General features: G+C 75.7%; 1 pseudogene. It reads left to right on the top strand.

Features of this window, described 5'->3' with window-relative positions:
• Positions 1-382, top strand: a pseudogene (locus tag LPA54_RS41940) (histidine kinase); the annotation flags it as partial.

The following is a 382-nucleotide window of genomic DNA, read 5'->3' as shown; positions in this document are numbered from 1 at the left end:
GCGTACGGGAGCCGGAGACCGTGCCGGACGAGGTGGTGCGCCGCGCCGACCAGGTCGAACTGGTCGACATGACGCCCGAGGCGCTGCGCCGCCGCATGGCGCACGGCAACATCCACCAGCCCGACCAGGTCGACGCGGCCCTCTCCAGCTACTTCCGCCCCGGCAACCTCGCCGCCCTGCGGGAGCTCGCCCTGCTGTGGGTCGCCGACCGGGTCGACGCCCACCTCCAGCGCTACCGCAGCGAGCACGCCGTCTCGGCGATCTGGGGGTCGCGCGAGCGGATCGTGGTCGGACTGACCGGGGGGCCCGAGGGCCGCACCCTGATCCGGCGGGCCGCGCGGCTCGCGGAGAAGGGCGCGGGCGGGCAGCTGCTCGCCGTGTA

It is taken from the genome of Streptomyces sp. DH12, assembly GCF_020873895.1.
GTDB lineage: Bacteria > Actinomycetota > Actinomycetes > Streptomycetales > Streptomycetaceae > Streptomyces.
The sequence above is the reverse complement of the archived record's forward strand: the minus strand, read 5'-3'. Positions and strand labels throughout refer to the sequence as shown.